The sequence below is a fragment of the Streptomyces changchenzhani genome, assembly GCF_039766235.1.
GTDB lineage: Bacteria > Actinomycetota > Actinomycetes > Streptomycetales > Streptomycetaceae > Streptomyces.
The window spans coordinates 1321499-1346458 of sequence record NZ_JBDHNH010000001.1 but is presented as its reverse complement, the minus strand read 5'-3'; the positions used below and the strand labels follow the sequence as shown (position 1 = coordinate 1346458).

The following is a 24960-nucleotide window of genomic DNA, read 5'->3' as shown; positions in this document are numbered from 1 at the left end:
CCGCGGACGTCATCCCGCGGCCGTCATCCGGTGGCCGGGAGCGTGGCCGGGCAGGGCCTTCGGCCAGTGGGCGAGAGCCGCCGTCGCCGCGTACCAGGACGCGGCTCCGGCCACCACGGCCACCCAGCCGGCGGCCTTCGCGAGACCGGCGCTGTCGGCGAACTGCGCGATGCCGAGGAGCAGGAGCGAGACGCAGAGCATGCCGTACATGCCCTGCGTGAGCATCCCGCTGCCCGCCGCCCCGAGGGTGAGGCTCAGGGCGAGCAGCGCGAACAGGAGCAGGAAGAGACCGGCGGCCTCCGCCGAGACGGCCGCGCCGCCCGCGTCCGCTCCCACGCCCCAGGTGAACCAGAAGGCAGCGAGCCCGGCGAAGGCAGTACCGGTGAACGCGCTGCCCGCGCGGAACTCGAACAGTCCGGCGACGAAGAGCGCGATGCCTCCGACGAAGAGGCCGAACGGGACAGCGTCCGCCGCCGTTACGCCGTCGATGATTTCGGTGTGGCCGATACCGAAGGCCAGCAGGGTCAGTCCGAGTGCGAGATGTCCGAGGACGGTGGTGGTGCTTCCCGCAGAGACGTCGTTGGTGTCCACGGCGGGCTCCCTTCACAGTGCTTGGTGCGTGTACTGCTGTGCGCCCGTTATCTACCCTTCACAAGCGCACAATCCACCCCTACCCGTGGGTAGATTTATCGCCGGGCACACACCGGCCCATGCCCTCCCACCTGGAGGTAAGGGCATCCGGGCGGCGGGGCGCGCAGGCGCTACGGGATCACGATGACCGGGCGCTGCGCGCGCCGCGCGAGGCGGCCCGCCACCGAGCCGAAGATGCGGCCCACGATGCCGTGCGTGGAGCCGACCACGATGCCGTCGGCCGAGTACTCCTTGCCGACCTCTTCGAGCTCGTGGCAGATGTCGCCGCCCCGCTCGACGAGGATCCACGGCACCTCGGCCAGATAGTCCGCGCAGGCGAGCTCAAGCCCGAGCACCTCGGTGCGGTGATCCGGTACGTCGACGAAGACCGGCGGCTCGCAGCCCGCCCAGACCGTGGTCGGCAGCCGGTTGGCGACATGGACGATGATCAGGCCGGAACCGAGCCGCCTGGCCATGCCGATCGCATACGCGAGCGCCCGCTCACTGGATGTCGAGCCGTCGAAGCCGACGACGACACCGTGCTGGAAAGCGGGGTCGCAGGAATGGCGCGTTTGTTCCGCCGCACGGAGGTCGTCCAGGGGATCGGCGACCTGCTTGCGGTCTGCGGGTTCTGGGATTTCGTGACCGGCCATCGGTGTCTCGGCGAAGAATCCTCTGGGGATTGGGTCGCTTACTGAGGGAGGGAGTGGCTAGGGGTGGTGGAGCTGTGTCCGGGAATCATCTTCCCAAGCCCTACCCACAAGGGTACGGCGACACTCCTCTCCTGCCCAGAGCCGGCCGCCCTTCTCGCGGCGTTTCAGGGGAGCATGCCCGAGCCCGGCCCGTAAGGCAATGCCGGTTGCCCCGTACAGCCGTCTGCTGAGCGACGCGAGTGATCCCCGGCGATCCGAGTGACCCCCAGGATCGCCGCCCGTTAGGCCCGGCACCGACCCGCGTACGTGAGGGAGCCCGCCGTGTCCGGAATTCCGACCGCCCCCGCGCCCGTGCCCGCCCCGCGCGGCCGCCAACGCGCACCCGGCCGCCCGACGCCCCGCACAGCGCCGCGCACGGCGCCGTACGGGCCACCGCCGGCCGACGCCGGCACCGGGGACCGCGCCACCGGGGACCGCACCACCGGGGACGCGGCCGGTGATGTGGTCCGCTGGGCCGCGTTCAGCTGCGCGCTCGTCCCCATGGTGCTCGTCGCGTACGGAACCTCGCTCGGCGCCGCCGCCGCGGCCGCGCTGGGGCTGGCTGCCGTGACGACGGTCTGCCGGGTGCTGCTGCGCCAGTCCGAGCGCGCCGCCGCCGGGGCGGAACAAGTGGGACAGATCCGGCAGACCGACCGGGCCGAGAGGGCCGGGCCGGTCGAGCCGCAGCCCGGCTGGCGCGGCCGGAACGCTGCGGGGGCGCACTGGGGCGGACGTCACTCCGGAGGAAGTACGCCGGGAGAATGACGTGATCGCACACGCACTCCCGTATCTTTTCAGCCAACTTCGGCTCACTACCCCACCCTTGGCGGAATGAGTTCCCAACCCCCGTGCCACCAGGGATGAAAGGACCGAATCCGGCTCTCACACCCTACGGGGACGGGCCATGAGCGCGAGGCCCACTTCCCTGTGGGGCCCGTGAGTGGAACGCTTCGTGATCGAATGCTTCGCGCCAAGTTGCCTTGTCGACATTGTGCCGGATACCGAACTTGTCACGCCAACAGCACGGAACGCAGTAGATTCGATCATGGGTATACACGGCGGGGGAATCGTGCAGGACCGAGGGGAAAAGTGCAGGACCGAGAGGACGCGAACACCAAGGGGGGCTTAGCGCCATGAGCCAGGACTCCACTGCTCTACCGGAGGCCGCACGCAAGCTCTCCGGGCGCCGCCGCCGGGAGATCGTCGCCGTGCTGTTGTTCAGCGGCGGCCCCATCTTCGAAAGCTCCATCCCGCTCTCTGTGTTCGGCATTGACCGGCAGGACGCAGGAGTGCCCCGTTACCGACTACTGGTGTGCGCGGGCGAGGACGGCCCGCTGCGCACCACCGGGGGGCTCGAACTCACCGCGCCCTACGGGCTGGAGGCGATGAGCAGAGCGGGCACCGTTGTCGTACCGGCATGGCGGTCGATCACTTCGCCGCCGCCGCCGGAGGCGCTGGAGGCGTTGCGCCGCGCGCACGAGGAGGGGGCCCGGATCGTCGGCCTGTGCACGGGAGCCTTCGTGCTCGCCGCGGCCGGGCTGCTGGACGGCCGGCCCGCCACCACGCACTGGATGTACGCACCGACGCTGGCGAAGCGCTATCCGTCCGTGCATGTCGACCCGAGGGAGCTCTTCGTCGACGACGGCGATGTGCTCACCTCGGCCGGCACGGCGGCCGGAATCGATCTGTGCCTGCACATCGTGCGTACGGATCACGGCACCGAGGCCGCGGGCGCCCTGGCGCGCCGGCTCGTCGTGCCGCCGCGCCGCAGCGGCGGGCAGGAGCGCTACCTCGACAGATCCCTGCCCGAGGAGATCGGCGCCGATCCGCTGGCCGAGGTCGTCGCCTGGGCGCTGGAACATCTCCATGAGCAGTTCGACGTGGAGACGCTGGCCGCGCGCGCCTATATGAGCCGGCGGACCTTCGACCGGAGGTTCCGCTCGCTCACCGGGAGCGCTCCCCTGCAGTGGCTGATCACGCAGCGGGTGCTCCAGGCGCAGCGGCTCCTGGAGACGTCCGACTATTCGGTCGACGAGGTCGCGGGCCGCTGCGGCTTCCGCTCACCGGTCGCGCTGCGCGGGCACTTCCGGCGTCAGCTGGGGTCCTCCCCTGCCGCCTACCGGGCGGCGTACCGGGCCCGCAGGCCGTCGTCGGGCGAGGTCCAGTCCGCCCAGGTCCAGGTGGCCCAGATCAGCGCCCAGGCGGCGGAGGCCGTGCCGCACCAAGCCAGGCGGACGGCGGCGGCGAGCATGCAGTCAGGTCCCACCGCGACCAGCTCCGCGGCGCACGATCCGGGCAAGCCGACCTCCGACGTCTACACCCACGGTCGCCCCGCGCTGCCCGGCCAGCGGGAACGCCCCGTAGGGTGAGGCGCATGAACGACCGCATGGTGTGGATCGACTGCGAGATGACCGGGCTCTCGTTGACGGACGACGCACTTATCGAGGTGGCCGCACTGGTCACCGACTCGGAGCTCAACGTGCTCGGCGACGGGGTGGACATTGTTGTCCGCCCGCCGGACGCGGCCCTGGAGACCATGCCCGAGGTGGTGCGGCAGATGCACACCACCTCGGGGCTCCTCGACGAACTGGCGGGGGGCACCACCCTCGCCGACGCCGAGGAGCAGGTCCTGGCGTACGTACGCAAGCACGTCAAGGAGCCCGGCAAGGCGCCGCTGTGCGGCAACACGGTCGGCACGGACCGCGGCTTCCTGCTGCGCGACATGGCGACGCTGGAGTCCTACCTCCACTACCGGATCGTCGACGTGTCGTCGGTCAAGGAGCTGGCCCGCCGCTGGTACCCGCGGGCGTACTTCAACAGCCCCGAGAAGAACGGCAACCACCGGGCGCTCGCCGACATCCGGGAGTCCATCGCCGAGCTGCGCTACTACCGGGAAGCGGTGTTCGTACCACAGCCGGGACCCGACTCCGAGACGGCGAAGACCATCGCGGCGAAGTACGTCCTACCTGCGGAATAAGGGCACGCCAGGGCCCGGATAAACCCGGGCGCGAGCACCCTCGGGGACCCTGTACACTTTTTCTCAGCCGGTCACGGGAAACGACCGGTCATGGTGGGTGTAGCTCAGTTGGTAGAGCACCTGGTTGTGGTCCAGGTGGCCGCGGGTTCAAGTCCCGTCACTCACCCTGAAGAAGAAGCCCCGGTCTGTGGAAACAGGCCGGGGCTTCTTCGTGTTCGTACGAAGCCGGACACTCCCTAATCGGCAGGGGTCGCCCACTGTTCGGGGCCGACGCCGCGCCAGTCGATGAGGTCCGTCTCCTCGATCTCGATCTGGTCCAGGCCGGCCCGGCGCAGGAACTCGACCACGTCCTCGACGCGGTGCGCGCGGCCGAGCGGTTCGCCGCCGACCACGACCCGGCGCCCGCCGTCCGGCTCCGGCGGATACACGGTCACAGGCTGTCCGTCCATGGTCCCAGCGTGCGGCGCGGTCGGCGGCGGCGCACATCGGCGAGTGCCCCGGCGGGCCGACCACCGCCCCCGCCGGGTGTCAGGACGAGGCGCGGGCGACGAGCCGGGTCGGGAGCATGATCTGCCGGTGCTGGGTCCCGCGGGGGCCCGCCGGGCGCTCCTCGGCGATCTCCGTGAGCAGGACGCGGGCCATCTCGCGGCCCATCTCCTCGATCGACCAGTGGACGCTGGTGAGCGGCGGGTCCATGTGGTGGGCGATGGCCGAGTCGTCGAAGCCGACCAGCGCCACATCACCGGGGACGCCGCGGCCCCGCTCGCGCAGCACCTGGCGGGCGCCCGCCGCCATCACGTCGGACGCGGCGAAGACGGCGTCCAGCTGCGGGCGGCGCTCAAGGAGGTCGGCCATGGCGCGGCGGCCGCCCTCCTCGGTGAAGTCGGCGGGGGCGATCAGGCCCTCGTCCCCGTCGAGTCCTGCCTCGGCCAGGGCCAGCCGGTAGCCGTCGAGGCGGCACTGGGCGCCGTAGACATCGAGTCGTCCGGTGATGGTGGCTATCGAGCGCCGGCCCCGGGATATGAGGTGGTCGACGGCGCTCCGCGCGCCCGCCACATTGTCCGCGTCGACCCAGGCGAGCGGCTCGTCCTCGGAGCGGCGGCCGCTGAGGACGGCCGGGATGCCCAGCTGGACGAGCAGCTCGGGCAGCGGGTCGTCGGCGTGCACGGAGACCAGCAGTACGCCGTCGACGCGGTGTCCCGCCAGGTAACGGGCGAGGCGGCCGCGCTCGCGGTCGTTGCCGACGATGGTCAGCAGCAGCTGCATCTCGGTGTCGTCGAGGGCCGCGCCGACCCCGCGGACGATTTCGGAGAAGTACGGCTCGGCGAAGAAGCGGGCCTCGACCTCGGGGACGACGAGGGCGATCGCGTCGGTCCGGTTGGCCGCGAGCGCGCGGGCCGCCCGGTTCGGTACGTATCCCAGCTCGGCGACGGCCGCCTCCACCACGGCCCTGGTCTCCTCGCTGACGCTCGGCGAGCCGTTCACCACCCGGGAGACGGTGCCACGCCCGACACCCGCGCGAGCGGCCACTTCTTCCAGGGTCGGCCGCCCACCGCTGCGGCCCCTGATTCCACGAGTCACCATGTCCCGACCTCCCCACACTGTGCGCCTGTCCGGCGCTGCGCAATATCTCATAGAGGTCTCGGACCTCAACTCTCGCCGTCCGGTGCCTTGACACCCCTGCGGGTAGCCGCGACCCTTCAACACATCACAGGTGGGAGCGCTCCCACGGTACCCGACCCATAAATACCCCGCATCTGCTCCGCCCACCCTCGTGGCCGCAACTCGCTGGCACATCGCAGCAGTTGACTGGGCGGAAAGCAGTTCGGGCTCAAGGAGGACGCCATGCCAAACAGCACCCGTTCGTCCCATCGGGTGGTGGTCGTTGCCGCGATCGTCGCACTCGGCGCCGGTCTGCTCGGCGGCTGCGCCGAGGACAGCGACGGAGGTGGTGGGGCCGGAGGCGGCAAGAAGGACAGCGCCGGCAAGACCACGATCGAGATCGGCACCTTCGGCGTCTTCGGCTACAAGCAGGCCGGGCTCTATGACGAATACATGAAGCTGAACCCGAAGATCCTGATCAAGGAAGACGTCACCGAGCGCAACGACACGTACTACCCGGAGCTGCTCACGCACCTGGCGGCCAACAGTGGCCTGCAGGACATTCAGGCCATCGAAGTCGGCAACATCAACGAGGTCGTCACCACCCAGGCCGACAAGTTCGAGGACCTGTCCAAGGCCGAGGGCGTCGACAAGGCGAGCTGGCTGGACTGGAAGTGGGCGCAGGGGTCGTCGAAGGACGGCAAGACCATCGCGCTCGGTACGGACATCGGGCCGATGGCCATGTGCTACCGCAAGGACCTCTTCAAGAAGGCCGGTCTGCCGACCGACCGGGAGGCCGTCGGCAAACTGTGGGCGGGTGACTGGCAGAAGTACGTCGACACCGGCAAGAAGTACAAGACGAAGGCGCCCAAGGGCACCACCTTCACCGACTCGGCCGCCGGACTGTTCTCCGCCGTCAACAACGGCTTCGCGCAGCGCTTCTACGACGAGCAGGGCGAGCTGATCTACAAGGACAGCCCGGCCGTGAAGACGTCCTGGGGCCTGGCGATGCAGGCCGCCGAGGGCGGGCTGACCGGCAAGCTCAAGCAGTTCGACAAGTCCTGGGACCAGGCGTACGCCAACGGGACCTTCGCCAGCGTCGCCTGCCCGCCGTGGATGCTCGGCTACATCAAGGAGAAGGCCGGCAAGGCGGGCGAGGACCAGTGGGACGTCGCCGCGGCGCCCAAGCCCGCCAACTGGGGCGGCTCCTTCATCGGGGTGCCCAAGGCCGGCAAGAACAAGGCCGAGGCCGTCAAACTGGCCGCCTGGCTGACCGCGCCCGAACAGCAGGCGAAGCTCTTCGACAAGCAGGCGAGCTTCCCCTCCACGCCGTCCGCGTACGACATGAAGGCCGTCGCCGGTGCCAAGAACCCGTACTTCGGTGACGCCCCGACCGGCCAGCTGTACGCCACCGCCGCCAAGGGCATCCCGACCCTGGTGATCGGCCCGAAGGACCAGCAGATCGGCACCGCCATCAACGATGTCGGCATCCTTCAGGTGGAGCAGCAGGGCAAGAGCCCCCAGCAGGGCTGGGACGCGGCCATGAAGGAGATCGAGAACGCGGTGGACGGCTGATGCGTCCCGTCACCCCGCAGGCCGCGCCCCCCGCAAGTACGGGGGGCGCGGTCCCCGACCGCCCGTCGAAGGAACCACGGGAGGAACCGCGGGAGAGCGCCCGCGGCAAGGCCTGGCGCAGTCGGCGCTATCGCTGGGACATCAAGTACAGCCCGTACGCCCTTGTCGCGCCCTTCTTCGTCTTCTTCGCGGCCTTCGGGGTCTTCCCGCTGCTCTACACGGGCTGGACCTCGCTGCACCGGGTGTCGCTGGCCTCGCCCAACGACATGGAATGGGTCGGGCTCGGCAACTTCACCCGGCTCCTTGAGGACGAGTTCTTCTGGAACGCGCTGCGCAACACCTTCACCATCGGGATCATCTCGACGGTGCCGCAGCTGCTGATGGCGCTGGGCATCGCGCATCTGCTCAACTACCGGCTGCGCGCGTCGGGTTTCTTCCGGGTCGCGATTCTCACTCCGTACGCCACTTCGGTGGCCGCCGCGACGCTGGTGTTCGTGCTGCTCTTCGGGCGCGACTACGGGATGATCAACTGGGCGCTCGACGCGGTGGGATTCAGCAAGATCGACTGGCAGAGCGGCACGCTGTCCTCGCAGATCGCGGTCTCCTCGATCGTCATCTGGCGGTGGACCGGCTACAACGCGCTGATCTATCTGGCGGCAATGCAGGCCGTACCGAACGATCTGTACGAGTCGGCGGCGCTGGACGGGGCCACCCGGTGGCAGCAGTTCATCCATGTCACCATCCCCTCGCTGCGGCCGACGATCCTGTTCACCGTGGTCGTCTCGACGATCGGCGCGACCCAGCTCTTCGGTGAGCCGCTGCTGTTCGGCGGCGCCGGCGGCCAGAAGGGCGGCGCGTCGCACCAGTTCCAGACACTGGGTCTCTATCTGTACGAGCAGGGCTGGTTCAACTTCCACCTGGGCCGGGCATCGGCCATCGCCTGGGCGATGTTCCTGCTGCTGATCATCATCGCGGCCGTCAATCTGCTGATCGTCCGCCGGCTGAGGAAGAGCCAATGAATATGCCTTCGCTTGCCCGGGAGTCACAGGATTCACGGGATTCACGGGATTCACGGGGATCAGAGGTTCCCGAGGCCCCGAAGAGCCTCAAGGACCCCAAGGGCCGAAAGGGTTCGAAGCGTTCAAAAGCCGGGCGCACGATGCACGGCGGTGCCCTCACCTACGCCGTACTGATCATCTTCACCGTCGGGTCGCTCTTCCCGCTGGTGTGGACGGCGATCGCGGCCTCCCGCAACAACGAGCGGCTGTCCCAGACCCCGCCGCCGTTCTGGTTCGGCGGGAATCTCTTCAAGAACCTCGAAACCGCCTGGGTCGACGCCAATATGGGGCTCGCGCTGCTCAATACGGCGGTGGTGGCCGGCACCATCGCGCTGGGCACGGTGCTCTTCTCGACGCTCGCCGGATTCGCCTTCGCCAAGCTGCGCTTCCGCTTCAAGAATCTGCTGATGCTGCTGGTCATCGCCACGATGATGGTGCCGCCGCAGCTCAGCGTCGTACCGCTGTTCATGACCATCGCCGAGCTGGAGTGGACCGACCAGCTGCAGGCCGTCATCCTGCCCACCCTGGTGAGCGCCTTCGGGGTGTTCTTCATGCGCCAGTACCTCGTGCAGGCGCTCCCCAGTGAGCTGGTGGAGGCCGCGCGGGTGGACGGTGCGAGCAGCATGCGGGTCATCTGGCACATCGTCTTCCCGGCCGCCCGGCCGGCGATGGCGGTCCTCGGCATGCTGACGTTCGTGGCCGCCTGGAACGACTTCTTCTGGCCGATCATCGCGCTGACCCAGGACAACCCGACCGTGCAGGTGGCGCTCGCCAACCTCGGTCAGGGGTTTGTCCCCGACCAGTCGGTCGTCATGGCCGGCGCACTGCTCGGCACCCTGCCGCTGCTGATCGCCTTCGTGCTGTTCGGCAAGCACATCGTCGGCGGGATCATGCAAGGCGCGGTCAAGGGCTGACGCCACCCCACCCCTTCTTCTACCGGGAGCACTTCCATGCCTGCTGAGAGCTTTCCGCCCGGCTTCCTGTGGGGCGCCGCCACCGCCGCGTACCAGATCGAGGGCGCGGTCCGTGAGGACGGCCGCACTCCGTCGATCTGGGACACGTTCAGTCATACGCCGGGCAAGGTGCTCGGCGGTGACACCGGCGACAACGCCGTGGAGCACTACCACCGCCGCAGCCAGGACGTCCGGCTGATGGCCGACCTGGACCTGACCGCGTACCGCTTCTCCGTGTCGTGGTCGCGGGTGCAGCCCACCGGCCGGGGGCCGGGCGTCCAGCGCGGCCTGGACTTCTACCGGGGGCTCGTCGACGAGCTGCTCGAACAGGGCATCGCGCCCAGCCTGACGCTCTACCACTGGGACCTGCCGCAGGAGCTGGAGGCCTCGGGCGGCTGGCCCGAGCGCGATACGGCGTACCGCTTCGCCGAGTACGCGCAGATCGTCGCCGAGGCGCTCGGCGACAAGGTCGAGATGTGGACCACCCTCAACGAACCCTGGTGCAGTGCCTTCCTGGGGTACGGGTCGGGGGTGCACGCGCCGGGCCGCACCGACCCGGTGGCCGCCCTGCGCGCCGCCCACCATCTGAACCTGGGGCACGGCCTGGCCGTCCAGGCGCTGCGGGCGGCCCTGCCGGCCCGTGCGCGTCTTGGCGTCAGCCTCAACCCGAGCGCGGTCAGGCCGCTGAGCCCGTCGCCCGAGGACGCGGACGCGCAGCGCCGGATCGACGCGCTCGCCAACCGGGTCTTCACGGGGCCGATGCTCAAGGGCGCGTACCCGGCCGACCTGCTGGCGGACACCGCGCACCTGACGGACTGGTCGTTCGTGCAGGACGGGGACACGGCCGCGATCAAGCAACCGCTGGACATGCTGGGCATCAACTACTACGCGCCGGCCGTGGTCTCGGCGCCGCCGGAAAACGCGTCGGCCAAGGGCCCGCGCAACGACGGTCACTCCCCGAGCGAGCACTCCCCCTGGCCGGGCTCGGAGTCCGTCTGCTTCCACCAGCCGCCCGGTGAGCTGACCGCCATGGAGTGGTCCGTCGACCCGAGCGGGCTGTACGACCTGCTGATGCGCTACGCCAAGGAGGCGCCGGGCACCGCGCTGCTGATCACCGAGAACGGTGCGGCGTACGACGACAAGCCGGACGCCGAGGGCGCGGTGCACGACCCCGACCGCATCCGGTATCTGCACGGGCACCTGGCCGCGGTGCACCAGGCGATCGAGGACGGGGCCGATGTGCGCGGCTACTACCTCTGGTCGCTGATGGACAACTTCGAGTGGGCCTACGGCTACAGCAAGCGCTTCGGCGCGGTGTACGTGGACTACGAGACTCAGGCCCGTACGCCCAAGTCGAGCGCCCGGTGGTACGCACAGCTTGCCCGGACGGGTGAACTGCCCGGGATTCCCGCCGGGTGAGCCGTGCGTGCGGGCCGCCAGCGGTCCGTACAACGGTCCCGGACATGGCAGCACAACGGCTCCGAGGGGCGTCGATGCGCCATTCGTGTTGTGATCGATGGAGGAGAAAACAACAGTCGAAAGCGGGAGGAATCGAGGAATCATGGCGATGACCAAGCAGCTCAAGGCCCGCGACATCATGTCCAGCGGGGTGCAGTGCATCGGTGCACACCAGTCGCTGTTCGACGCGTCGAAGATGATGCGCGACCTGAATGTCGGTTGCCTGCCCATCTGTGGTGACGACAACAAGCTCGCGGGCTTGATCACCGATCGTGACATCGTCGTCATGTGCTGCGCCGAAGATATCGACCCGGGAACGGTGCAGGCCGGCTCCCTGGCCGGGCATGTGCACTGGATCGATGCCGATGCGGACGCCAGCGCGGCTCTGGAGACCATGGAGACACACCAGATCAAGCGGCTACCGGTGATCGACGTCCAGCAGGGCCACAGTCTGGTCGGAATGATCACGGAGGCCAATCTCGCCAAGAACCTCAGCGACACCCAGATCGCCGAGTTCGCAACTCGCGTGTACGCCGCAGCCGACGGCTAACCCGCGGCCGGCCCGACGCACAGTGAATGAGCAGCGGTATCCCGGGGCTGCCCGTCGGCCGTCCCGGGGCGCCACCATCCATCGGTCCATCCTTCTACCCCTGCAGGGCGGCCAGGCCCTTCCGCAGGTCGTCGGCGTTCATGATCGGGTGGATCTCGATCCTCGCGCCGAGTTCCTGGAAGAGCGGCTCCGCGATGGCCGGCATCTCGGAGCTGTCCTTCATGTCGAAGACAAAGGTGCAGGACCGGCCGCCCTCGCTGGGGCCGAAGTAGGCCGCCTCGGGCTTGTGCCGTTGGATCATCGCTTCCATGAGCTTCGGCAGTGCGCCGCTCTTGATGGCCTCATTCGAGACCTCGGTGTCCATACAGGCTCGCAGCATGACCCTCATCGCGCTCACTCCTTCGGCGCGCCAGGGCCGGCGCGGTCCCAACCGCGCTCAGTGAAGCCCGTGGCGTCCCGCTCAGCCTCGCTCCAGGTGATCAAGGCGGCAACATCTCATCCTCCGTCCGAGCCACGACGCGCGCCCCGGCCGGGTGGGGGGAAGGCCGGCCGGGGCGCGCGAGTCGGGGGAAGGTGCTGGTCAGAGGGCTACTTGTACGCCGCGAACGCCTTGGTGAAGGTCAGCGGCTCCTGCAGGATCGAGCTGCAGGTCGCGTCCGCGGTGGGCTGCGCGCCGCCCGCGCACTCCTTGTCGCGGGTCGACGACCACATCGACAGCCAGCCGAGCTTCTTCTCCTGGGCGAACTCCACCAACTGCGCGGCGTCGTCGGCCTTGAAGATCTCGGTGGCCACGTCATTGACGCCGATCATCGGGGTGACGGCGATCGTCTGCCACGCCGCCGCGTCGTCGAGCCCGAGCGCGTCCTTGAGCTGCGCCTGCGTCGCAGTCGCCGCCTCGATGGCGTACGTACCCATGTCGTCGCTGTAGGCCGGGCCGTAGTCCATGGCCATGATGTTCACCGCGTTGATCTTCACGCCGTTCTTCTTGGCGTCGGCGATCAGATCCACGCCCGGCTGCGTCAGCCCCTCGGGCATCACAGGCAGGGTGAAGGAGACGTCCAGACCGGGGTGCTCCTTCTGGAGCTGTGTGATGGCCTGGGCGCGGCGGGTGTTGGCGGCGGTGTCCGGCAGGGCCGCGCCCTCGATGTCGAAGTCGACCTTGGTCAGCTCGTACGCGTCCACGACCTTGCCGTACGCGGCCGCGAGCTCGGAGGCCGAGGAACAGTTGAGCGCCAGTTCCTTGCCCGCCGCGCCGCCGAAGGAGACCCGGACATCGCCGCCGTCGGCCCGCAGGGCGCCTATCTGGGAGGCGACCTTGTCGTCGCCCAGGCCGGTGACGCCGCCCCACAGCGGGGCGCAGCCGCCGCCCGAGGTGATGAAGGCCAGATTGAACTCCTTCACGCCCGTCTTGGCCGCGGTGTCAAGCAGGTCGTACGCCGGGTTGAGGGAGGTGTCGACGTACGGGGCGAATCGCGCGTCCGCGGCCGCGGGGGTGCCGTCCGAGGCCTTGGAGGCCTGGGCGGTCCCGGTGAACGCGAAGGCCGCCCCACCGATCATCGCCGCCGCGGCGACCGCGCCGAGAACCTTGGTCTTGCCGTTCGCCCTGCGCCGGTGCGTCGTACTGCTCATCGCGTGTATGCCTCTGCCTCGTGGGGGGATTCCGTGGGGGGATTCCGTGGGGGGATTCCATGGGGGTGGGCAGCACGCTAGTGGCACCGAAACGGACAATCGGCTTGTTCCGTACGGGAGTTCGCGATCTTAGGGTGGGGTTAAGGAAGGGATGGGGCCCACGAAAGGTTCGGGCCCGTCGCGACCGCCACCGGGTGCGGGGCCCGGGCCCACCGGGCGGCCACCGGGCCCGAGCACCCCCTAGCGGTTCAGGCCCGCCGACCGCTTGCCCGCGCCGCGCTTGCGTCGCCCCAGCCGGTGCCCGTGCCGGCCGTCCGTGGCGCGTCGACCGTCGAGGCCGATCCAGATCCGGACCTCCGTGCCGCCGAGCACGGAGTGCCCGATGCGTACGTCGCCGCCCGTCGACTCGGCGACTCGGCGCACGATGTCCAGGCCGAGACCCGTGGACCCGGCCCGCTCGCCGCTGTTGCCCCGGGTCATCGCCGCCTCGGGGTCGGTGATGCCAGGGCCCGCGTCCGAGACGAGGACGATGACGGCGTCGTCGCCGTTGTGCACATCGACGGAGAAGGCCGTGCCTTCGGGGGTGTGCCGGAAGACATTGCCGAGCAACGCGTCGAGTACGGCGGCCAGTTCGGGCCGTCCGACCGGGATGCGCACCGGGCGGTCGACGCCCGCGAGCCGGACCTTCCTGCCCTGGTCCTCCGCGAGCGCCGACCAGAAGGCCATCCGTTCGCGTACGACCTCGGAGGCGTCGCAGCCCGCCCCGGCGCCGGGCGGGCCCTGGGTCTGCGGGCGCTGGTCGCGCGCGGTACGGATGATCGTGTCCACCTCGCGTTCCAGCTGCTGGACCGCGGCCCTGGTCTGCTCGGCCGCGGGACCCTCGCCCAGCGAGGCGGCGTTGAGGCGCAGCACGGTGAGCGGGGTGCGCAGTCGGTGCGACAGGTCGGCCGCCAACTCACGCTCATTGGCGAGGAGTTGTACGACCTGGTCGGCCATGGAGTTGAACGCGACGGCGGCGGACCGCAGTTCGGTCGGCCCTTCCTCCGGCACCCGCACCCCGAGCCTGCCCTCCCCCAGGTCGTGCGCGGCGCCCGCGAGCCGCTGGGCGGGCTGGACCATCCGTACACCGAGCCGGTCGGCGACCGCCACCGAGCCGACGATCAGCGCGATGCCGACGCCCGAGAGGACGAGCCAGGCGGTGGCGACCCCGTTGGAGACGTCCTCCTCGGGCACGAAGACCTCGACGACCGCGATCTGGCCGCTGGCGAGCGCGGTGGGCTGGAGCAGGGCGGAGCCGCCGGGCACCTCAGAGATGGAGGCGCGGCCGAGCCGCCGGGTGGCCTCCAGGTCCCGCTGCGAGGCCCGGCGCTGCCCGATCTCCAGCGGGACACCGCCAGCCTTGCCCGCCTTGTCCGCGGCCGGGATGTGCACGGCCATATGTCCGGCCGAGCCGACGTCGGTGGACATCACGGCCTTCTCCAGCGAGCCCCGGTCGGTGGCGATGGAGAGGGTGGGCCCGATGGTGGCGGCCCAGCGCTCCGCGTTGGAGAAGGCCCGGTCCTTGGCCATCTCCTTGATGACAAGTCCGAGCGGCACGGCGAAGGCCAGCACGACCATCACGGTCACGGCCAGGCTCACCCTGACCAGCGCCCACCTCATCGGGGCGGTTCCAGCTTCACGCCCACCCCGCGCAGCGTGTGCAGATAGCGCGGGCTGGCCGCCGTCTCGCCGAGCTTGCGGCGCAGCCAGGACAGATGCACATCGATGGTCTGGTCGTCGCCGTAACTCTGCTGCCAGACCTCGGCGAGCAGCTCCTTGCGCGGTACGACGACACCGGGCCGCCCGGCGAGAAACGTCAGTAGGTCGAATTCGCGGCGGGTCAGGTCGAGTTGCCCGCCGTCCAGCTCGGCCTGCCTGCGCAGCGGGTCGATGGACAGGCCGCCGACCTGGATGAGGCGCGACGGCGGCTCGGCGCCCGCCAGCGTGCGGGAGCGGCGCAGCACGGCGGCCATTCGGGCCGACAGGTGCTCGACCGAGAAGGGCTTGACGAGGTAGTCGTCGGCGCCGTCGTTGAGCAGCCGGACGATCTCCGCCTCGTCGTCGCGCGCTGTGGCGATGATCACGGGTACGTCGGTGATGCCGCGCAGCATCTTCAGCGCCTCCGCCCCGTCCAGGTCCGGCAGGCCGAGGTCGAGAATGACCAGGTCGAAACTGAGATGCGCGACCTCGCGCAACGCCTCCAGGGCCGTACCGACGCTGCGCACCGTGTGGGAGGCCTCGGTCAGGTGCCGGATGAGGGCGGAACGTACGAACTGGTCGTCCTCGACCACGAGCACACTTGCCATGCGCGGCACCGTACGCCATGTGGGGAACCTCGGACCCCTGGGGGACAACCGTGCGACCCATGGGGACAGCCGTGTGACGGGTGGGGCAATATGGCCCGGATGCAACGAGGACTCGTACACGGCATAGCGTGGTCGTTCGCCACCGGCGCGGCGGTCACGCTGTCGTGGTGGGGCGTGCACACGGTGATGGCGGGTACGGCGTACGACCCTCCGCAGGCCCTGCCGATCCCCTCCGAAGTGGCGCGAAACAGCACCCCACAGGCCGCGAAGCCGCAGTCGTCCTCCACCCGGCGGCCCGAGGACAAGCCGTCCGCGAAGAAGCCGGAACGCCCCGCCGCGTCGACCGGCGCGCCGCAGGACAGGAAGACACCGCCCCCGCCGAGCCCTATACCCGACGCACCTGCCGGTTCCGGCGCGGGTCCGTCGGGGTCGGCCGGCACGGTGAAGAGCTACAACACCGCCGGGGGCCGGGTCGTACTCGACATGGGCGAGAAGTCCGCAACGCTGGTCTCGGCGACGCCCGCGACGGGCTGGTCGATCCAGGTCTGGAAGGATCCGACTTGGATCCGGGTGCAGTTCACCGAGGGTGCGACGGCCGTCACGGTCTTCGCCACCTGGCACGACCACGCGCCGTCGGTGCAGATCATCAACAACTCCTGACCACCGCGCCGCCGGTGACGGACCGTCACTTCTTGAATGCGGACTCCGGCGGAACGGGTGAGGGCCGCGCGCTCGCGTCGGTGACCACCGCCGCACCGCCCGCGAAGGCGACCAGTTCCCGCCCGTGCTCCACCCGCCCGGGGTGCGGGTCGCTCGCAATGCGGCGGGTCAGATCGGCGACCGGCAGCGCCCGGTCGGAGGCCAGCAGCACCGCGTTGCCGAAGCGCCGGCCCCGCAGCACCGCCGGGTCGGCGGCCAGGGCCAGTTCGGGGAAGACGGCGGCTGCGGTGGCGATCTGGCCGCGCAGATGCGCGAGCGGCGGCCCGTCGGCGAGGTTCGCGGCGTAGAAGCCACCGGACTTGAGCGCCCTGCGTACGTCGGTGAGAAACTCGGCGCTGGTCAGGTGGGCCGGGGTGCGGGCGCCGCTGAACACGTCCGCGATCACCAGGTCCGCCCAGCCGTCCGCGATCCTGCCGAGCCCGGCGCGGGCGTCGGCGGAGCGGACGCGGATGCGCGCGTTGGTGTCCAACGGGAGCTGTTTGCGGACCAGTTGTACGAGCGCCGCGTCCAGTTCGACGATCTGCTGGGTCGAGCGGGAGCGGGTGGCCGCGACGTAACGGGCCATCGTGAAGGCGCCGCCGCCCAGGTGCAGGACGTGGACCGGCTGCCCCGGCGGTGCGGTGAGGTCGACGACATGGCCGAGCCTGCGCTGGTACGCGAAGTCGAGGTACGCGGGGTCGTCGAGGTCCACATGGGACTGCGGGGCGCCGTCGAGCAGCAGCGTCCAGCCGCGCGGACGGTCCCGGTCGGGTATCAGCTCGGCGAGCCCGCCGTCGACCTGCTCGACGACAGTCTCGGGTGCGGCGCGTTCGCGCCGTCCTTTGTTCTTTGCCACTGGGCCAGTATCGGCTCAGCGGCAGCGGTCGGCCGCCTCGATGAGCCGGGTGGCCTCGCCGAGGGCCGCCCGCAGCGCCGCCGGGTCGGTGACCGGACCCGCGTCGGTGGGCGGCAGCAGCCACCCGGTGCCGGAAACCGGCGGCTCCGGGATGTCGACGGCGGAGATCCGCAGCCCGCGCCCGGAGGTCTGCGTACAGGCGCTGCCCGGCAGGTCCCAGGCGTCGGCGGTGCCCGGGGGCACCAGGAAGCCGAGGGTGTCGCAGGGGCCGTCGTGCAGGACGGGGCCGACCGCGGGGGCGGAGACGGCGCCGCGGCGCAGGATGTCCACGGCCTCCAGGCCCTGACGTACGGGGACCGTCACCAGGTCGCAGGGCTCCGCGACGCTTATGTCCACCGGGGCGGGGCCGACCGGTCCGACCGGCTCGACCATCGCGCACGGCCCCGGCGGGACGGCGCTGAACTCGTACGTGGGCCTGTGCTGAGCAGTCGTTCGTGAGCCGCTGATCTCGATGTCGGCGTCCAACAAGGGAACCCCTCCTCGCTCAAGTGGGAGCGAGACTCCCACTCCACATGGTTCAACGCGCGGAGTTGTCAACAGCTACGGCGGCAAGCCGCCGCAAAGGATGGCAGTTCATGGCAGATCGCGGGTGAGATATCCGTTTTGTAGGCAAACTCCGTGTGTAGGGGTCGTCACAGAGGGTACGTTTTTGCTCCGCCGAAGCACGCGAACCTTGCGGGAGGGCCGACCCATGACGTCGCCACCAGCGCACCGTCGGTCGACGGAGCCGACGCCCCATCGGTCGGCAGAGCCGACGCATCATCGGTCGGCAGAGCCGACGCATCATCGGTCGGCAGAGCCGAACATGCTCTTCCGCCGACTGCGAGGGCCGCGTTCACCGGGTGAATTCGCCGCCGCCGTACGCCGGGCGGCGCGGGAGATCGGCGAGCAGGTCGCGTGCGACGCCCGGTACATCGGGCGCGTCGAGGCCGGCGAGATCCGCTGTCCCAACTACGCGTACGAGCGGGTCTTCCTGCATATGTTCCCCGGCCTCGCGCTGGCGGACCTGGGCTTCTCGGCCCGCGAAACGGTTCGCGGCAGGGGGGCGCATGTCGGGGGCATCACGCCCCCGACGCACACCACGATCCATAGCGACGAGGAGAGCGACGTGCTGCGTCGCGCGTTCATGACGAGCGGCACCACCACGGTGGCAGCCGCGTCCCTGGGACTCGGCAGTGCGCCGAGTGCTTCCGGCACATCGAGTGCGTACGGCATCACGTACGACCTGCGGCGTCCTTTCGCCGCTTCCCCGTCCGTGTCCGTGCCACCGCCCCGCCGCATCGGCGAGGCCGAGGTCAGCGCGGTCGAGGACGCCGTGCGCTCCATCCGGCTGCTCGACGACCGGCACGGCGCCGACAGCCTCTACCAGCGGGCCGCGCAGCCGCTGCGCACCGCGTACGCCATGCTCGACACGGGCGCCACGGCCCGCAGATCGATGGCCGAGCGGCTGCACACCGGCGCCGGTGAACTCGCCCTGTCGGTGGGCTGGCTCGCGCACGACTCGGGCCGCTTCGACGACGCCCGCTCCCACTACACGGAGGCACTGGCGACGGCCCGGGTGTCCGGGGACCCGGCGCTTGAGGCGCACGCGTTCAGCAACTCGGCGTTCCTGGCGCGGGACACCGGCCGGCCGCGCGAGGCGGTGCGGGCGGCCCAGGCGGGGCAGCGGGCCGCGGCGCAGGTGGCATCGCCGCGACTGCTGTCGCTGCTCACGCTGCGCGAGGCGGGCGGCTGGGCGGGGACCGGCGACCGTGCGGGCTGCGAGCAGGCGCTCACCCGTGCCCAGTCCCTCTTCGCGCGCGGCCCCGCGCCGGCCGACCCGGAGTGGATGAGCTTCTTCGGCGAGGCCGAGCTTGAGGGCCTGGAGGCGCAGTGCTGGTCGGCGCTGGGCGACTGGCCCCGCGCGGTGCGGCACGCCCGGCGCGCGGCGGACCTCCAGGACCCCCACTTCGTACGGAACCTGGCCCTCTACAGCGCGGAACTCGCCGACGACCTGGCGCACTCGGGGGCGCCGGACGAGGCGGCGGCGGTGGGGCTTCGGGTCCTCGACCTGCTCGCCGAGGTCCAGTCGTCCCGCATCCAGACGATGCTCACCGGCACGGCCTGCACGCTGCTCCCCCACCACGGGTCGCCCTCGGTGGCCCCGTTCCTGGCCCGCCATGCGGCGGCGCGGATGAGTGCCTGAACGGGCGGTGTGCGGGGCCGGCACCCAGGGGCCTGCCCGGTCAGGTGGACAGGTGGCCCGTGTCGTTCCAGCGCTCGATCGCCGGGGCGTCGTAGGCCCAGCCCAGGACCGACAGGGACGTCGGGTCAAGCCGGATGCGGGCCCCGAAGGACACGTCCTCACTCAGCCAACGCGCGCCGATCGCACGCAGGATGTGGCCGTGGGCGAAGATCAGCACATCCCGGTCGGCCGACCGCGCCCAGGCGACGACCTCGTCCGCGCGGGCCGAAAGCTCGGCGAGCGTCTCCCCGTCCGGCACCCCGTCGCGCCAGATGAACCAGTCGCTCTGCAGCGCCTTGATCTCGGGCGGGGCCATCCCCTCGTACGCGCCGTAGTCCCACTCCATCAGCGCGTCCCACGGCTGCGCCCGCTCCCCGAACCCGGCGAGCTCGCAGGTCTCGCTCGCCCGCACGAGCGGGCTGGTGCGCACCTCGACGCCCGGCAGCCCGTCGAACGGCGCCTTGTGCAGCCGCTCGCCGAGCAGCTTCGCGCCGCGGCGGCCTTCGTCGAGCAGGGGGATGTCCGTCCTGCCGGTGTGCTTCCCGGACAGCGACCACTCGGTCTGTCCGTGCCGGGCCAGCAGGATGCGCGGTGCCATGACGGTGTCTCCCTGGGGCAGCGGTGGTGCACGAGGTGCGTGGGTGAAGCCTGGTCGAGCATGGGTGGATCAGTTGTTGCGCGTTGACGGCGCGTTGATGGCGCATTTACGGGCAGATCGTTCCGCCCCCACCATCATCGCGCACCTGATCCGCCGCCGACCCCCGGGGCGATCGCGGCGTCCCCGTACCCACGAGCACGCCACGAAGGTCACTGGAGTCGGTGGAGTCGGTGTTGTTGTCAGTGGTGGATGGGAGACTTCGCCGGGTGAGCGATTCCCTGGGCGGCGGACCCGCGCCAACACCTCCGCAGGCACCTCCACAGGCACCTCCGCGGTTGGCGGCGCGAAAGACACCGGCGACGTCGACCACCGCGCTGCGGCAGCGGCTCGCCGAGCTGCGCGGCCCCGCGGTCCCGCCGTTGCCGCTCGACGCCCGCGCCCTGGCCGCCCTCGCCGCCAACCCGGGCTGCGAGCGCCGCGCACTGCTCGACGGCGCGGGGGTGGACAAGACGGCGCTCGCCGCCGCGCTCGGCGCCCCCTCCGCGTTCGGCCAGTCCCAGTTCGCCTTCATGCGGGGCAACGCGTTCGAGGCCAAGGTCAAGGCGGACGGCGCCACGGTGCTGATGCGGTTGCTGTACGAGCGGATGGGCGCGGGCAGCGAGCCTCCGGCCCCCGGCGGGACACACCTTCCCGACCTGACGGCGGCCGGCCCCGAGGGCCGCGCGGCCCGCACGGCGCTGGCGCTGCGCGAGGCGACGGCGGCCGGGGCCTGGACCCTGCTCGACCACCCGATGCTGGCCCTGGAGGTGGCGGGCTCCCCCGCGTATCTGGAGCCGGACGCGGTGGTGGTGCACCCCGACGGGCGCTGGACGGTCATCGAGATCAAGTCCTTCCCGATGATCGACGATTCGGCCGACGCGGCGAAGGTGGGCGCGGCGGCCCGCCAGGCCGCGGTGTACGTCCTGGCGCTGGAGCGGGTCGCGGCGATGGTGTCGGGCGTGTCCGCGGAGAGCGGTGCGGACGCCGCTCCCGCCGCCGGCGTGGAGGTGGCCGTGGACCATTCGGTCCTGCTGGTCTGCCCCAAGGACTTCTCCAACCTCCCGACTGCCTGCGTCGTCGACGTACGCAAGCAGCGCTCGGTGACCCGGCGTCAGCTGGAGCGGCTGGCCCGCATCGAGGACCTCGCCGCCGCGCTTCCCGAAGGCACCACCTTCGACCTGGAGCGCCCGGCGCAGGAGCTGACCGCGGCCGTCGATTCGGTCGACGCGGCGTACGCGCCGGAGTGCCTGGCCGCCTGCGAGCTGGCCTTCCACTGCCGCGCGAAGGCGCGGGCGGCGGGCGCGGTGGAGGCGCTGGGCCGCAGCGTGCGCGGCGAGCTCGGCGGCCTGACCACGATCGGCGAAGTGCTCGCCGCCGCGGAGGGCGCCGCGGGCGACCCGCTGGACCCGACCGTCGTGGCCCTGCGCCGCGCGGCGGCCCTGCGGTCCGAGGCGCTGGCCGTCGCCGGGAGGGCCGCCGCATGTCGCTGATCGGCACGCTCGCGCGGCTGGACGCCGTGCGGACCGGGCGGGCGCAGCCCGTGGCCACCGTCCGGCACCGGCATCTGGCCAAGCACCCCATGGTGTTCGTGCCGCTCACCACCGCGGGTGAGGCGGGCGCGCCCCTGGGGGCGCTCGTCGGCACCGACCGGGAGTCGCCCCGGCTGCTCACTGTGGCGCAGCCGCGCGACCGCGACCTGCGCTTCGCCTTCCTCGCGGAGCTGGCCGAGTGCGTCCTGCCGTACTTCGACGGGTACGCCGACGACATCGAGACGGCCGAGCGCAACGAGACCGACCCCGAGACCGGCAAGCGCGTCAAGGTCGAGGTCGAACTGTGCGCGGACGCACCGCAGTTGATCGTGCCCAGCCGGGCCGGCGTCGAGTACGTACGACTGCTCGGCCGCTCGATGCGCTTTCGGCGTACGGCCGAGCAGGACCCGGACACGCCCTACCCCGCGCCCCCGCACATCCCGTTGCTCGGCCGCTGGCTGACGCACTACGCCGAGCGGGCCCGGGTGCCCGGGTCCTCGCTCCTGCTGTCGGCGACCGATCTGCTCGGCCGGCACTGGGCGACCGGCCAGTCCCAGCTGGAGGACCAGCACCTGGGCGCGCTGCTCGGCTGGATCGACCCGCCCGAGGGCGAGTCGGGCGCCGAGCGCGCCCTGCACGCGGAGCTCGCGCGCGACGCGCAGGGGCAGTTGGAGTGCCCCCCGGCCGGTCCCGCCACCGACCCGGCCTTCGACAACAGGCTGCTGGCCCCCGCCATCGACCGTTACGACCTGGCGCGCAGGGCGCTCGCCGCCGCCGAGGACGGTCTCGTGGCCGATGCCCGCCTGGGCGAACTGTCAGCGGCCGAGAGCGACATACGCGCACTGCTCGCCCGCCAACTGCTGCCCACCTGGGACGCGGTGTGGCGCGGCCTCGACCTCGTGCGGGCGCTGCCCGAGGGCCCCAGGGCCACCGACCGCTGGACGCGCGACCGCTGGTCGTTCACCGGGCACCGCGACCGGGTCAGGGCGGGCGAGCCGCCGCAGCCCCGCCATGACGGGGCGGTGTCCGCCGCGCAGAAGCTGGCGTCCCGCGAGAGCGCGCAGGCGCAGCTGGAGGCGCAGGAGGCTCTCGACGACCCGCTGGTGATGGCGGGCCGCAGGCTCGCGGGCGAGGCGTTCACCAGCGAGGTGCTCGCCGTGGAGATGGCGATGAGCGAGGGCAGGCGGCCGAGCCCCCGCCCGCTGCTCACCGTCCGCACCGACGACCACCCGCACCTCGCCGGGCGCGTCAAGGTCTATCGCTCGCTGGACGGCAAGGCGCAGAGCGCCGAGTTCGTACGGCACGAGGAGGAGACGGGCGTCCTGGTGCTGCGTGTGACGGACAAGATGGGCCGTGGCAAGGAGCCTGCGCCCGGGTCCGTGCCGGAGAAGGGCGAGCAGGTGTGCTGGACCCTCTTCGAGCACGACCAGCGCGGCGGGCCCCAGTTGCCGGACCCGGAGGAAACCCCGTGGACCCACGGCGGTCCGCCCACCGCGAGCGCCGAAAGCCCCGACCCCGTGACCACGGAGGACATGCTGTGATCCGCCCCGCCCCCGCCGGGTCCGCCGCGGCGTTCGATCCCGGCGCCGCGGCCGGCCGCGCGACCGCGGCGATCCTGCACGACACGCTGCACGGCGCGCACCGCGGCGTCGTGGTGGACTCACCGCCCGGCGCGGGCAAGTCGACGCTGGTGGTGCGCGCCGCGCTCGAACTGGCTGCGGCGGGCTCCCCGTTGATGGTGATCGCGCAGACCAACGCGCAGGTCGACGACCTGGTCATGCGGCTCGCCGAGCAGGAGCCGGGACTGCCGGTCGGCCGGCTGCACAGCAACGACACCGACCCGTACGACAAGGCCATCGACGACTTGGAGAACGTACGCAAGTCCGCGAAGGCCGCCGATCTGGCGGGCCTGGACATCGTCATCTCGACGGCCGCGAAGTGGGCGCACGTCAAGAGTGTCGAGCCGTGGACACACGCGATCGTCGACGAGGCGTACCAGATGCGTTCGGACGCGCTGCTCGCCGTCGCCGGGCTGTTCCAGCGCGCGCTGTTCGTCGGCGACCCCGGGCAGCTCGACCCGTTCTCCATCGTCGGCGCCGACCAGTGGGCCGGGCTGTCGTACGACCCGTCGGCCAGCGCGGTCTCGACGCTCCTCGCGCACAACCCGGAGCTCCCGCAGCACCGCCTGCCCGTCTCCTGGCGCCTCCCGGCGTCCGCGGCGCCCCTGGTCTCCGACGCGTTCTACCCGTACACGCCGTTCCGCAGCGGTACGGACCACGGCGACCGGCGGCTGTCCTTCGGCGTCCCGTCCGACGGCTCCGGCGCCGACCGGGTCCTTGACGAGGCGGCCGATGCGGGCTGGGGTCTGCTTGAGCTGCCCGCCCGGCACACCCCGCGCACGGACCCGGAGGCGGTCCGGGCGATCGCCCGGGTCGTACGGCGTCTCCTGGACCGCGGCGGCGCGGCGGTCAGCGAGCGCTCGGCGGACCCGGTCCCGCTGACGGCGGACCGCGTCGCGGTCGGCACGGCCCACCGCGACCAGGCGGCGGCGGTCCGGGCGGCGCTGGCGGAGCTGGGTGTCACGGGCGTCGCCGTCGACACGGCGAACCGGCTCCAGGGCCGCGAGTTCGACGTGACGGTGGTGCTGCATCCGCTGTCGGGGCGGCCCGACGCGACGGCGTTCCACCTGGAGACGGGCCGCCTGTGCGTCCTGACGTCGCGCCACCGCCACGCGTGCATCGTGGTGTGCCGCGCGGGCGTCGCGGACCTCCTCGACGAGCACCCGTCGACGGAGCCGGTCCAGCTGGGAGTGACGGTGAAATTCCCGGACGGCTGGGAGGCGAACCACGCGGTGCTGGCCCACCTCACGGAGCACCGGGTCGCGTGGACCCCATGACCACGGACGCCGGACACCCCGGAGCAGCGCGCGGCGCCCGGCCCTGAGGCGCACTTGCGGTCACCCGGACAATGGAGGGTGGTCATCGAGCCCTGGTGGCTTGTGAGAGGGAGGAACGACACATGGCGGAACCCGAGCGCACCGAGCGGCGGCTGCGCCCCGCACCGCTGCTCTTCGAGCCTTCGGAGGCGGCCACCGATCCCGAGCACTTCTTCGACCTGGAGTCGATGGACGACCCCGGGGAGCTGCTTGAGCGTGCCACGGAGCTCGCGCTGGCGTTCCGCGCGGCGACCGACCGGGCCGTGGAGTTCCAGGCGGTCGCGGCCGCGCAGCTCGCCGATCCCAAGCGGTTCGACCGGCTGTCGGCGGCGGACATCGCGGAGCGGGGGCAGTGGACCGAGGACTACGCGAAGAAGATGGTCGAGTTCGGCCGCGACCTGCTGCGCAACGCGCCGCCGCGCTGAGCGGGCCCGCAAACGCGGGCCGAGTCCTTGCGCGGCGCTGAAAATCAGCCCGTCCGGCGTTTGAGGACACGCCCGAAGGGCGTCCCGGGGGCCTGGGGGCTCGCCCCCAGTTTCGGGAAGGGGCGG

24 protein-coding genes, 1 tRNA gene and 1 pseudogene are annotated in these 24960 nt (G+C 71.3%); 15 read left to right on the top strand and 11 right to left on the bottom strand.

Going from position 1 to position 24960, the window contains the following annotated elements:
• Positions 1–9: 9 nt before the first annotated feature.
• Both ABCR94_RS06405 and ABCR94_RS06400 read right to left on the bottom strand, forming a co-directional pair.
• A complete protein-coding gene (locus ABCR94_RS06405) occupies positions 10–591 on the bottom strand; it encodes an acetate uptake transporter (protein ID WP_347118056.1) in 582 nt (193 codons plus the stop codon).
• Positions 592–761: 170 nt separating this feature from the next.
• The gene (locus tag ABCR94_RS06400; RefSeq protein ID WP_347118055.1) at positions 762–1283 is read right to left on the bottom strand and encodes a universal stress protein; all 522 of its coding nucleotides are present in this window, start codon (positions 1281–1283) and stop codon (positions 762–764) included.
• 321 nt (positions 1284–1604) lie between these two features.
• On the opposite strand from ABCR94_RS06400, the gene ABCR94_RS39025 reads away from it, so the two are divergent.
• From ABCR94_RS39025 to ABCR94_RS06380, 4 genes are all read left to right on the top strand, one after another.
• Complete coding sequence (locus ABCR94_RS39025; RefSeq protein ID WP_521976293.1) at positions 1605–2087, top strand: hypothetical protein; 483 nt, start codon at positions 1605–1607, stop codon at positions 2085–2087.
• A 368-nt stretch (positions 2088–2455) separates the two neighbouring features.
• Entirely contained in the window at positions 2456–3691 is a 1236-nt protein-coding gene (locus tag ABCR94_RS06390; protein WP_347118054.1) for a helix-turn-helix domain-containing protein, read from the top strand.
• A 5-nt stretch (positions 3692–3696) separates the two neighbouring features.
• Complete coding sequence (orn, locus tag ABCR94_RS06385; protein WP_347118053.1) at positions 3697–4299, top strand: oligoribonuclease; 603 nt, start codon at positions 3697–3699, stop codon at positions 4297–4299.
• 93 nt (positions 4300–4392) lie between these two features.
• Positions 4393–4465 (top strand) — tRNA-His (locus ABCR94_RS06380).
• Positions 4466–4535: 70 nt separating this feature from the next.
• Here the strand turns inward: ABCR94_RS06380 and ABCR94_RS06375 are convergent.
• Positions 4536–4748: a hypothetical protein gene (locus ABCR94_RS06375; RefSeq protein ID WP_347118051.1), complete on the bottom strand. Its 213-nt coding sequence runs from the start codon at positions 4746–4748 to the stop codon at positions 4536–4538.
• 79 nt (positions 4749–4827) lie between these two features.
• Positions 4828–5883: a LacI family DNA-binding transcriptional regulator gene (locus ABCR94_RS06370; protein ID WP_347118050.1), complete on the bottom strand. Its 1056-nt coding sequence runs from the start codon at positions 5881–5883 to the stop codon at positions 4828–4830.
• A 261-nt stretch (positions 5884–6144) separates the two neighbouring features.
• Here ABCR94_RS06370 and ABCR94_RS06365 point away from each other — a divergent pair, with 261 nt between their 5' ends.
• The 5 genes from ABCR94_RS06365 (at position 6145) to ABCR94_RS06345 (ending at position 11495) form a co-directional block, all read left to right on the top strand.
• Positions 6145–7476, top strand: coding sequence for an ABC transporter substrate-binding protein (locus tag ABCR94_RS06365; protein ID WP_347118049.1), 1332 nt, complete (start codon positions 6145–6147; stop codon positions 7474–7476).
• Positions 7476–8495 carry a carbohydrate ABC transporter permease gene (locus ABCR94_RS06360; protein ID WP_347118048.1) on the top strand — a complete coding sequence of 340 codons (1020 nt, stop codon included), beginning with the start codon at positions 7476–7478 and terminating at the stop codon, positions 8493–8495. The genes ABCR94_RS06365 and ABCR94_RS06360 overlap by 1 nt, the downstream gene beginning before the upstream one ends.
• 140 nt (positions 8496–8635) lie before the next feature.
• Positions 8636–9448: a carbohydrate ABC transporter permease gene (locus ABCR94_RS06355; protein WP_347118047.1), complete on the top strand. Its 813-nt coding sequence runs from the start codon at positions 8636–8638 to the stop codon at positions 9446–9448.
• Positions 9449–9484: 36 nt separating this feature from the next.
• Positions 9485–10906 carry a GH1 family beta-glucosidase gene (locus ABCR94_RS06350; protein WP_347118046.1) on the top strand — a complete coding sequence of 474 codons (1422 nt, stop codon included), beginning with the start codon at positions 9485–9487 and terminating at the stop codon, positions 10904–10906.
• A 148-nt stretch (positions 10907–11054) separates the two neighbouring features.
• Positions 11055–11495 (top strand): CBS domain-containing protein, encoded by a 441-nt coding sequence (locus ABCR94_RS06345; RefSeq protein ID WP_347118045.1) that lies wholly within the window; start codon positions 11055–11057, stop codon positions 11493–11495.
• Positions 11496–11589: 94 nt separating this feature from the next.
• Here the strand turns inward: ABCR94_RS06345 and ABCR94_RS06340 are convergent, their stop codons facing one another.
• From ABCR94_RS06340 to ABCR94_RS06325, 4 genes and pseudogenes are all read right to left on the bottom strand, one after another.
• Positions 11590–11883: a hypothetical protein gene (locus ABCR94_RS06340; protein ID WP_347118044.1), complete on the bottom strand. Its 294-nt coding sequence runs from the start codon at positions 11881–11883 to the stop codon at positions 11590–11592.
• Positions 11884–12083: 200 nt separating this feature from the next.
• Positions 12084–12980 (bottom strand): annotated as a pseudogene (locus tag ABCR94_RS06335) (chitinase); the annotation flags it as partial.
• Positions 12981–13364: 384 nt separating this feature from the next.
• Entirely contained in the window at positions 13365–14783 is a 1419-nt protein-coding gene (locus ABCR94_RS06330; protein ID WP_347118043.1) for a sensor histidine kinase, read from the bottom strand.
• Complete coding sequence (locus ABCR94_RS06325; protein WP_347118042.1) at positions 14780–15469, bottom strand: response regulator transcription factor; 690 nt, start codon at positions 15467–15469, stop codon at positions 14780–14782. The genes ABCR94_RS06330 and ABCR94_RS06325 overlap by 4 nt, the downstream gene beginning before the upstream one ends.
• A 99-nt stretch (positions 15470–15568) precedes the next feature.
• Here ABCR94_RS06325 and ABCR94_RS06320 point away from each other — a divergent pair, with 99 nt between their 5' ends.
• A complete protein-coding gene (locus ABCR94_RS06320; protein WP_347118041.1) occupies positions 15569–16129 on the top strand; it encodes a superantigen-like protein SSL4 in 561 nt (186 codons plus the stop codon).
• Between the two features lie 25 nt (positions 16130–16154).
• On the opposite strand, the gene ABCR94_RS06315 is transcribed toward ABCR94_RS06320, so the two are convergent.
• Positions 16155–17024 carry a spermidine synthase gene (locus tag ABCR94_RS06315; RefSeq protein ID WP_347118040.1) on the bottom strand — a complete coding sequence of 290 codons (870 nt, stop codon included), beginning with the start codon at positions 17022–17024 and terminating at the stop codon, positions 16155–16157.
• A 15-nt stretch (positions 17025–17039) separates the two neighbouring features.
• Positions 17040–17552 carry a hypothetical protein gene (locus tag ABCR94_RS06310; protein ID WP_521976285.1) on the bottom strand — a complete coding sequence of 171 codons (513 nt, stop codon included), beginning with the start codon at positions 17550–17552 and terminating at the stop codon, positions 17040–17042.
• Between the two features lie 337 nt (positions 17553–17889).
• Between ABCR94_RS06310 and ABCR94_RS06305 the strand changes: the two genes are divergently transcribed.
• Positions 17890–19269 (top strand): NsdA family TPR-like regulatory protein, encoded by a 1380-nt coding sequence (locus ABCR94_RS06305; RefSeq protein WP_347118039.1) that lies wholly within the window; start codon positions 17890–17892, stop codon positions 19267–19269.
• A 40-nt stretch (positions 19270–19309) separates the two neighbouring features.
• Here the strand turns inward: ABCR94_RS06305 and ABCR94_RS06300 are convergent, their stop codons facing one another.
• Positions 19310–19906, bottom strand: coding sequence for a histidine phosphatase family protein (locus ABCR94_RS06300; protein WP_347118038.1), 597 nt, complete (start codon positions 19904–19906; stop codon positions 19310–19312).
• 266 nt (positions 19907–20172) lie between these two features.
• On the opposite strand from ABCR94_RS06300, the gene ABCR94_RS06295 reads away from it, so the two are divergent.
• The 4 genes from ABCR94_RS06295 to ABCR94_RS06280 all read left to right on the top strand — a co-directional run bounded on the left by ABCR94_RS06295 (position 20173) and on the right by ABCR94_RS06280 (position 24834).
• The gene (locus ABCR94_RS06295; RefSeq protein WP_347118037.1) at positions 20173–21435 is read left to right on the top strand and encodes a hypothetical protein; all 1263 of its coding nucleotides are present in this window, start codon (positions 20173–20175) and stop codon (positions 21433–21435) included.
• Positions 21426–23015 (top strand): hypothetical protein, encoded by a 1590-nt coding sequence (locus ABCR94_RS06290; RefSeq protein ID WP_347118036.1) that lies wholly within the window; start codon positions 21426–21428, stop codon positions 23013–23015. Before ABCR94_RS06295 ends, ABCR94_RS06290 begins: the two co-directional genes overlap by 10 nt.
• Positions 23015–24370 (top strand): AAA domain-containing protein, encoded by a 1356-nt coding sequence (locus ABCR94_RS06285; RefSeq protein WP_347118480.1) that lies wholly within the window; start codon positions 23015–23017, stop codon positions 24368–24370. The genes ABCR94_RS06290 and ABCR94_RS06285 overlap by 1 nt, the downstream gene beginning before the upstream one ends.
• Before the next feature lie 122 nt (positions 24371–24492).
• Positions 24493–24834 carry a DUF8844 domain-containing protein gene (locus ABCR94_RS06280; RefSeq protein ID WP_347118035.1) on the top strand — a complete coding sequence of 114 codons (342 nt, stop codon included), beginning with the start codon at positions 24493–24495 and terminating at the stop codon, positions 24832–24834.
• Positions 24835–24960: the final 126 nt, after the last annotated feature.